Origin of the sequence: Streptomyces sp. NPDC058773 (assembly GCF_042746015.1) — a bacterium.
Taxonomy (GTDB): Bacteria; Actinomycetota; Actinomycetes; order Streptomycetales; family Streptomycetaceae; genus Streptomyces.
In genome coordinates this window covers 39035-46339 of record NZ_JBHYPE010000052.1, presented here as the reverse complement: position 1 = coordinate 46339, position 7305 = coordinate 39035, and the positions used below count along the sequence as shown (strand labels likewise).

Annotated in this window: 8 protein-coding genes and 1 tRNA gene; 5 read left to right on the top strand and 4 right to left on the bottom strand. The window is 70.2% G+C overall.

What is annotated here, in order from left to right; all coding sequences use genetic code 11:
- Nucleotides 1-178 precede the first annotated feature (178 nt).
- Nucleotides 179-646, top strand: a complete 468-nt coding sequence (gene bcp, locus ACFW5B_RS30645; RefSeq protein WP_386446706.1) for a thioredoxin-dependent thiol peroxidase — start codon at nucleotides 179-181, stop codon at nucleotides 644-646.
- A 32-nt stretch (nucleotides 647-678) separates the two neighbouring features.
- On the opposite strand, the gene ACFW5B_RS30640 is transcribed toward bcp, so the two are convergent.
- Nucleotides 679-1992 carry a sensor histidine kinase gene (locus ACFW5B_RS30640; protein ID WP_386446703.1) on the bottom strand — a complete coding sequence of 438 codons (1314 nt, stop codon included), beginning with the start codon at nucleotides 1990-1992 and terminating at the stop codon, nucleotides 679-681.
- Nucleotides 1992-2498 (bottom strand): hypothetical protein, encoded by a 507-nt coding sequence (locus tag ACFW5B_RS30635; protein WP_386446700.1) that lies wholly within the window; start codon nucleotides 2496-2498, stop codon nucleotides 1992-1994. Before ACFW5B_RS30635 ends, ACFW5B_RS30640 begins: the two co-directional genes overlap by 1 nt.
- Before the next feature lie 341 nt (nucleotides 2499-2839).
- Here ACFW5B_RS30635 and ACFW5B_RS30630 point away from each other — a divergent pair, with 341 nt between their 5' ends.
- From ACFW5B_RS30630 to ACFW5B_RS30615, 4 genes are all read left to right on the top strand, one after another.
- Nucleotides 2840-4378 carry an MFS transporter gene (locus ACFW5B_RS30630; protein ID WP_386446697.1) on the top strand — a complete coding sequence of 513 codons (1539 nt, stop codon included), beginning with the start codon at nucleotides 2840-2842 and terminating at the stop codon, nucleotides 4376-4378.
- Nucleotides 4379-4546: 168 nt separating this feature from the next.
- Nucleotides 4547-5170 (top strand): HNH endonuclease, encoded by a 624-nt coding sequence (locus ACFW5B_RS30625; protein WP_386446694.1) that lies wholly within the window; start codon nucleotides 4547-4549, stop codon nucleotides 5168-5170.
- A 10-nt stretch (nucleotides 5171-5180) separates the two neighbouring features.
- Nucleotides 5181-6047, top strand: a complete 867-nt coding sequence (locus ACFW5B_RS30620) for an HNH endonuclease signature motif containing protein (protein ID WP_386446691.1) — start codon at nucleotides 5181-5183, stop codon at nucleotides 6045-6047.
- Between the two features lie 11 nt (nucleotides 6048-6058).
- Nucleotides 6059-6134 (top strand) — tRNA-Leu (locus tag ACFW5B_RS30615).
- A 60-nt stretch (nucleotides 6135-6194) separates the two neighbouring features.
- Here the strand turns inward: ACFW5B_RS30615 and rdgB are convergent.
- Together rdgB and ACFW5B_RS30605 are read right to left on the bottom strand one after the other, a co-directional pair.
- Entirely contained in the window at nucleotides 6195-6830 is a 636-nt protein-coding gene (rdgB, locus tag ACFW5B_RS30610; RefSeq protein ID WP_386446688.1) for an RdgB/HAM1 family non-canonical purine NTP pyrophosphatase, read from the bottom strand.
- A 17-nt stretch (nucleotides 6831-6847) separates the two neighbouring features.
- Nucleotides 6848-7255 carry a hypothetical protein gene (locus ACFW5B_RS30605; protein WP_386446685.1) on the bottom strand — a complete coding sequence of 136 codons (408 nt, stop codon included), beginning with the start codon at nucleotides 7253-7255 and terminating at the stop codon, nucleotides 6848-6850.
- Between the last annotated feature and the right edge of the window lie 50 nt (nucleotides 7256-7305).

Below are 7305 nucleotides of genomic sequence, written 5' to 3'. Positions count from 1 at the left end.
CTGAAGAGCCGGGCGGCCACTCCTTGGAAGCCACTGAAGGCAGAGAACCATAAGCCACACCCGGCCCTCCCGGGCCGCCTAACAACTTACGGAGAGCCATGAGCGAGCGAAGCGAGCGAATCATCGAGAGGTGCGCGCATCGCGAATGCGTGCGCGCCGAGCGCAGCGAGGCGGGCGCATGAGCGAGCGACTTCAGCCCGGCGACACCGCCCCCGCCTTCACCCTGCCCGACGCGGACGGCAAGCAGGTCTCGCTCGCCGACCACCAGGGCCGCAAGGTCATCGTCTACTTCTACCCGGCTGCCCTGACCCCCGGCTGCACCAAGCAGGCCTGCGACTTCACCGACAATCTCGACTTCCTCGCCGGCCACGGCTACGACGTCATCGGCATCTCCCCCGACAAGCCGGAGAAGCTCGCCACGTTCCGCGAGAAGGAGGAGCTGAAGGTCACCCTCCTCGGCGACCCCGACAAGACCGTCCTGGAGGCCTACGGCGCCTTCGGCGAGAAGAAGCTCTACGGCAAGACCGTCACCGGCGTCATCCGCTCCACCGTCATCATCGACGAGGACGGCAAGGTCGAGCGCGCCCTCTACAACGTCAAGGCCACCGGCCACGTCGCCAAGATCATCAAGGACCTGAAGCTGTAACCGCGCGATCCGGCACCGCCGAACGCCCCGCGTCAGGGTGACCCGGGACAGGAGCCGTTGTCGGTCTCGGCGAGTGGAATACCGATTCCCGGCACGGTCGCCGTATGGTCCGGCAGCTCCAGCACCGCTTCGGCGCCGCCCTCCGCGGCGGCGCCGAAGTCCAGCCGCGCGCCCAGCACCCCCGCCTGACCGGCCGCGATCGTCAGCCCGAGACCGTGCCCGGTCCCCCGCTCCGGCGCCGCCGTACGGAACCTCCGCGGCCCCTCGGCGCACAACTCCGCGGGATAGCCCGGCCCGTGATCCCGCACCACGATCCGCGCACCGGCCACCACCACCTCGATCGGCGGCTTCCCGTGCTTGGCCGCGTTCGCCAGCAGATTCACCAGCACCCGCTCCACCCGCCGCCGGTCCGTCTCCACGATCCGCGGCTCGCCCTCCACGGTCACCGACACCTCGACCTCGTCCACCCCGCGCTGCCGCGCCGCCCGCTGCACGATCCCGCGCACCAGCGACGGCAGCTCACAGGCGTCCACATCCGCCCGCTCCACCCCCGCGTCCAGCCGCGACACCTCCAGCAGGTCCTCCACCAGCCGCCGCATCGCCTGCGCCCGGTCCCGCACCAGTTCCACCGCCCGCGGCTGCGGCAGCAGCTCCGCCGCCGCCACCAGCCCGGCCACCGGCGTCCGCAGCTCATGCGCCACATCCGCGGTGAACTCCCGCTCCGCCTCCACCCGCGCCGCCAGCGACGTCGCCATGTGATGCACACTGCGGCCCAACTCGGCCACCTCGTCCCGGCCATGACTCGCCAGCGCGTCCGCGTCCGGCGGCGCACCCGCCGCGATCCGCCGCGCCGCCGCGGCACTCATCCGCAGCCGCCGCGACAGCCGCTGCGCCACGAACCACGACACCCCCGCCATCAGCGTGACCGTGCCGCACCCCGCGATCAGCAGCGCCCGGTCCAGCGACACCTGCGCCGGATCGTCGTCCGGATACGCCGCCGACACCGACAGCGACCGGGCCGGCGCGCTCCCGTCGCCGCCGCCCACGCCGGTCGCCGCCCACACCCGCGGATCCTCACCCCCGCTGACATACGTCCCCGACTGGTTCCGGAACACCGCGGCCCGCAGCGGCGCCGGCAGCGTCGCGTCGTCCAGCTGCGCCCCCAGCGCCAGCGTGCCGTCCCGCTCGTAGATCTGCAGCGCCGAACTGAGCCGGTCGTCCTGATACGCCCGCGCCGACCGCTCCCGCTCCGCATCCGCTATGTGGTGCACGGCGAACCCGAGCACCACCACGGCCAGCGCGGTCATACAGGAAATGGCCAGGGCGATCCGGCCTCGAATGCCCATCACGCGAGGTTGTACATCTCCGTCGTGTTACCGAGCGGCGTCGAGCCCTCGTAGGTGACCTCCAGGCCGGTGAAGGCCACCGCCCCACCGACCCGCTTCGGATCGAGCAGACGGAACGTGGCCGGGAAACCGGCATCCGCCGCCACCCCGGCATCCGACTTCTCCACCTGCACCACACCGCTCCCCAACGCTTCCCGCGGACCGTAGAGCTTCCAGGTGATCCCGGTCGCCACCATCTCAGCATCATCGCAGGTCAGCGTGATGACATGCGGTTTGATCTCCGGCTTGCCGCGACCGCAGTCCCGGACCCCCGGCAGCCCCCCGGACTGCCGGCCGTCCTCCTTCACGTCCTGCACCGCCGACGTCTTCGGCGCGACGTCCACCGCCGACGCACGGTCCGACACCTGCACGAACCACATCCCGCCGGCCGCCATCGCCGTCACCACGACGAAGGCCGCCAGCGCGGTACGACCCCGGATCCAGCGGGCCTTCTCGCGGTCCGTCATCACGCTCTCCTCCCGGGGCTGACGCCCCGTACCCCCACAGCAAACACGAATGCCGCGCCCGACACCGCCACTCTCCCGTCCCCGCGACACAAGACGATTGCTTGAACGCTGCAGTGAACCCTCGGCTGTGTACCAGTCCTGTAACAAGGGCCGTTCCCCCTCTGGCGCTTCCTTGCCCCGGCCCGTCTCCGAGTGCCGCCCGGTGCCCCGTACGGACCAGGCTCGGATGACGTAGCGCAATTCGTCCGGCCAGAGTGGTTTGATCCGCCCTCCACCGCGCAGGCGCACCTGTCGTACTCCCCACCGCGCACCACGCGCTGACCGACCGAGAGGACCGCCTCGTGCCGACCGGCAGCACCGAAGCCGACGCCGCTCCCGACCAGGACCGGGAAGCGCGCAAGCGCCACCGGGTGCTCTTCCGTGCCGTCGCCCGGCGCAAGAACCCCAGACTGCGGCGCACCGACATCACCGTCACCGACGAACGCGTCGTCCGGCGCGCCGTGAAGGCCGCCGCGCTCGGCAACGCCATGGAGTGGTTCGACTTCGGGATCTACAGCTATCTCGCGGTCACCATCGGCAAGGTCTTCTTCCCCGGCGGCAGCGACACCACCAGCCTGCTGTCGTCCTTCGCGACCTTCGCGGTGGCCTTCCTCGTACGCCCCCTCGGCGGCGCCTACTTCGGCCCGCTCGGCGACCGCATCGGCCGCAAGAAGGTCCTCGCCCTCACCATGATCATGATGGCGCTGGGCACCCTCTGCATCGGCCTGATCCCGTCCTACGCCACCATCGGCTTCTGGTCGCCGGTCCTCCTCATCCTCTTCCGCCTCGTGCAGGGCTTCTCCACGGGCGGCGAGTACGGCGGCGCCTCCACCTTCATCGCCGAGTACGCCCCCGACAAGAGGCGCGGCTACTTCGGCAGCTTCCTGGAGATGGGCACCCTCATCGGCTACACCGGCGCCGCCGGCATCGTGCTGCTGCTCAACACCACCCTCGGCGACGCCGCCATGCTCAACTGGGGCTGGCGGCTGCCCTTCCTGATCGCCGGTCCGCTCGGTCTGGTGGGTCTCTACCTCCGGGTCAGGCTCGACGAGACGCCCGCGTTCCAGAAGTTCGAGGCCGCCCACACCCACAGCGCCACCGGCTCCGTCGTCGAGGCCGAGGCCGAGTTCTCCCACCTCTCCGAGAACGCCCCCAAGAAGAAGATCAGCGAGATCTTCGCCCAGCAGTGGCCCACCCTCATCCTCTGCATCGCCCTGGTCGGCGCGTACAACATCACCGACTACATGCTGCTGTCGTACATGCCGACGTACCTGACGGACACCCTCCACTACGAGGAGACCCACGGCCTGCTGATCCTCCTCGGCACCATGGCCGTCCTGATGTGCCTCATCAGCACCGTCGGCAAGCTGAACGACCGCTACGGCCGCAAGCCGCTGCTGATGACCGGCATGCTCGGCTTCTTCGTCCTCGCGATCCCGTCCTTCCTCCTCGTCAAGCAGGGCAGCATCCCCGCGGTCTGCACCGGTATGGCCCTCCTCGGCCTCTCCCTGGTCTGCCTCCTGGGCACCATGTCCGCCGCCCTCCCCGCCCTCTTCCCCACCAACGTCCGCTACGGCTCCCTCTCCATCGGCTACAACCTGGCCGTCTCCCTCTTCGGCGGCACCACCCCCCTGGTGATCACCGCCCTCATGGACGCCTTCGACCAGAACGTGATGGTCCCCGCCTACTACACGATGGCCGCCGCCCTCGTCGGCGTCCTCGCCGTCGCCTGCATGAAGGAAACCGCCCAACAGCCCCTGGAGGGCTCCCCACCCTCGGTAGCCACCAAGGAAGAAGCCGTCGAACTCATCGAATCCCAGACACCGGAGCCGCGCTTCTGACCTGCTCCGCCCGACGGCGCCATCGGCGCCACCTCCGAGGGGCCCCGGGGACCGTTTCCCGGGGCCTCTTCCGCTTCCCCCCTCCGCCGTAACCGGGCCCGCGTTCGATCGTTGTTCTGTTCGAGGGGCGCACGGGGGCGGGCCCGGTGCGCGGGAAGGGGAGGAGCCATGCCGGTCAAGTACACGCCCGAGCGGCTGACGGAGGCCGCACGCGCATGCTCGTCGTTCGACGACGCCGTGCGGTGGTTCGGCGGGACACCGTCGCCGGGCAGCCGACGCCACCTGCGCGCAAGGATGCGCGAGGCAGGCGTCGACACCGCGCACTTCGCGCCCCCCGGCGTACGGCACACCGAGTCCCGGCTTCGTGAGCTGGTGGCCTGCTCGCGCAGCGTCGCCGAGGTCGTACGCCGCCTCGGCATCAGCCCGGTCGGCGGAAATCAAGCACACATCGGCAGGCGCATCACCGAACTGGGCATCGATACCTCGCACTTCACCGCCACATCCCGCACACATGCCAAGAGAACCAAGCGCGACCTTCTGGTTCTCGGCTCGCCGGCCGACGGCCGCACCGGAGGCGAGCGCCTGCGCAAGGACCTGCTGCGCCGGGGAGCTCCGGAGCGGTGCGCGATGTGCGGCACGGGCACGGAGTGGAACGGCAGGCCGCTGCGCCTGGAAGTCGACCATCTCAACGGTGACTGGTGGGACAACCGCCCAGGCAATCTGCGCTTGGTGTGCCCCAACTGCCATGCGGTGAGCGACACATACCGCGGCCGCAAGCCTCGGCGGAAGTGACGTCCTGACCATGGCCCGGCGCGCCACCTACACCCGCGAGCTGCTGACCCGTACAGCCGCGGCCTCCGTCAGTCTGGTCGACATGATGCGCCGCCTCGACGCTCCGTTGGGCAGCGGTCCACGCAGATACCTGCGCGAGCGGTTGCAGCACCATGGCATCGACACCGCACACTTCGTCGACGAGCCGCTGCCACACCGTCAGCGCCGCTCGTACACGGAGGCGCTGCTCACCGAGGCCGCCTCGCAGTCCTCCAGCATCCGGGAAATGCTGGAGTACATGAAGGTTCCGCCCTACGACAGCGCGTACACGCACCTCCGCAGGAAGCTGAACCAATTCGGCATCGACACCTCGCACTTCACCCGCCCCAGGCATGGTTCCTCCCTGCTCCCACGCGGCGAACTGGAACCGGCCGTGGCCGCCTCGCAGAGCCTCGCCGGAGTCCTTGGATGCCTCGCCCTGGCCGACAACGGCACCTCACGAAGAGCGGTGAAGCGCAGTATCGAGGCATACGGCCTGGCGACCGAGCACTTCACAGGGCAGGGCCACCGGCGGGGGCTTCCCTCGCCGAGCCGCAGGTCGGCCGACCACATCCTGCGGTTACGCGCACCAGGTTCCCGACGCGAGAGAACGACGTTCTTACGCCGTGCCCTTGATGAGAAGAAGGTGCCTCGGCGGTGCACGGAGTGCGGCCTCGGGGACACCTGGCAGGGCAAGCGGCTCGTCCTGGAGATCGACCACATCAGCGGCGACCGGCTGGACAACCGGCTGGCGAACCTGCGCTACCTGTGCCCCTCGTGCCACAGCCAGACGAGGAATTTCTCTCGCAGGTCGGCGCACGCCGCCGTCCCCGCACAGCCGCGCGGCCGGGCACAGTAAGGTAGGCGTGCGGGCCCGTACCCCAGCTGGCCAAGAGGGCGCCGGTTTAGGTCCGGTGTGTCGTGGGTTCGAGTCCCACCGGGCCCACCTGCGTATACGGCCTCCCGGCCCTTGGACCGGGAGGCCGTTCTGCTACCCGGCCCGTCCTCAGCCCAGCAACTCCCGCACCACCGGCGCCAGCGCGCGGAAGGCCTGGCCCCGGTGGCTGATGGCGTTCTTCTCCGCGGGGGTCAGTTCGGCGCAGGTCCGGGTGTCGCCGAGGGGCTGGAGGATGGGGTCGTAGCCGAAGCCGCCGGTGCCGGCGGGGGTGTGGCGGAGGGTGCCTTCGAGGGTGCCCTCGACGACGCGTTCGGTGCCGTCGGGGAGGGCGAGGGCGGCGGCGCAGGCGAAGTGGGCGGCGCGGTGTTCGTCGGCGATGTCGCCGAGCTGGGCCAGGAGCAGGCTGAGGTTGGCCCGGTCGTCGCCGTGGGTGCCGGCCCAGCGGGCGGAGAAGATGCCGGGCGCGCCGCCGAGGACGTCGACACAGAGGCCGGAGTCGTCGGCGACGGCCGGGTGGCCGGTGGCGCGGGCCAGGGCGTGGGCCTTGAGCAGGGCGTTCTCGGCGAAGGTGACGCCGGTTTCCTTGACGTCGGGGATGTCGGGGTAGGCGTCGGCGCCGACGAGTTCGATGTCGAGGTCGGCCGCTTCGAGGATGGCGCGGAGTTCGCCGACCTTGCCGGCGTTGCGGGTCGCGAGGATGAGGCGGCGGGGGTGTGCGGAGGGTTCGCCGGTGTGAGTCTGCATGGCCCCGATTATCCCGGCTATCCCGGGGTGCAGATCTTGGTCATTTCGCCGGTGCCGTCGACGATCGGCTGGATGTCGGGGGCCTTGTTGTTGTCGAGGTCCTTGCGGGCGGCCTTGATGCCCTCGTTCGTCTTGTCGATGGCCTTGGACAGGTCCGCGTCGCTCGACTCCTTGCTGAGCTTGCGGAGGTTCTTGTCGATGTCGTCGAGGGCCTGCTCGGTCTTCTGCGGCTCGCTGACGGCGTTGTCGGCGGCCTGCTGGAGCTTGTCGACGGCGTCGACGACGGAGGAGGCGGTGTTGGCGCAGTCCATGGCCTTCTGGACCGCTCCGCAGCCGGAGAGCAGCGGTATCGCGAGGGTGGCGGCGGCCAGCGCGACGAGTGCGGTGGCGGCGGGGCGGCGCTGCGGGAGCGAGCGGAGGGCCATGACGCGGGTTTCCTTCCCTTGGCAATGTGCGGGCAAAGGAAGAAACGCGC